The organism is Streptomyces sp. NPDC037301 (genome assembly GCF_055602785.1).
Genome location: NZ_JBVJWD010000191.1, coordinates 1 through 1,006, shown reverse-complemented (window position 1 = coordinate 1,006; position 1,006 = coordinate 1). Strand labels below are relative to the sequence as shown.

Sequence of the window (1,006 nt, the reverse complement as noted above, 5' to 3'; positions counted from 1 at the left end):
GGTCTCATCGTGTTCGGTCTGCAGCAGTCGCAGGAGTTCGCAGACGTTCACGCGGCCAGCTCCACGTCGTCACGCCATGTGGGGGTAGGGGTGGTGAGGCGGCGGAGCATGCCGGCGGTGGAGGCCCAGTAGACGCGGGAGGCCGCGTTGTCGGGCCGGTGGTCGTAGTCGCGGGCGAGGCGCCGGTGCAGCATGAGGGTGCCGTTGACCTGCTCGACCACCCATCGTTTCGGTTGCGGGACGAAGCCTTTGCCCTTGTCGTCGGGGTTGCGGCGGACCACCTCGACGGTGATGTCCTTCACCGCCCCGTGGATGATCACGGCGTCTTTGAAGCCCTGGTCGACGAGGACTTTTTCCAGGCGCATCCCGCATCGTTCGGCCGCCTGGTCCAGCAGGGCGATGCCGGCCTCGTTGTCGTGCGCGCTCGCGGCGAGGATCACCACACCGATGATCAGGCCCAGTACGTCGACGGCGAGTCCCCGCTTCCTGCCGGGCGTCTTCTTGTTCGCGTCCAGTCCCGTCGTCTTCTTCGGCACTCCGGCCGCCACGCGGACGGACTGGGTGTCGATGATCACCAGGGACGGGTCCTCTAATCGCCTGGACCGCTCCCGCACCTGGCAGCGCAGGATCTCCTGGATCCGCTGGTCAAGGCCGTCCTCGCGCCACAGGCTGAAGTAGTAGAACACCGCCGACCAGGCCGGGAGGTCGTGCGGCAGGAGACGCCACTGACAGCCCGTCCGGTTCTGGTAGAGCAGCGCGTTCACGACCTCGCGCAGGTCGCAGGAGCCCGGGTCCCCGGTCGCCGACCGCGACACCCGATCCTGCTTCCACGCGGTGACCAGCGGCTCGATCAACGCCCACTGCTCGTCGGACAAGTCGGTTGCGTACGGCATCCGTTCCATGCCCGCGACCCCATCATGCACACGACATGAAGCGAGGACGGAACCGACCCATCACCCACGAAAGAGCGACACCACATCATCAGGAACGGGACTTAACGCCCTCT

The 1,006-nt window shown here is 66.7% G+C and carries 1 protein-coding gene; it reads right to left on the bottom strand.

The window, feature by feature from the left end:
* Nucleotides 1-47: 47 nt before the first annotated feature.
* Nucleotides 48-902, bottom strand: a complete 855-nt coding sequence (locus ACZ7IB_RS49320) for an IS5 family transposase (protein ID WP_383078690.1) — start codon at nt 900-902, stop codon at nt 48-50.
* Nucleotides 903-1,006 lie beyond the last annotated feature (104 nt).

Coding starts and splice junctions, on each gene's coding strand:
- ACZ7IB_RS49320 (WP_383078690.1), bottom strand. CDS start 902: ATGGAACGGATGCCGTACGCAACCGACTTGTCCGACGAGCAGTGGGCG.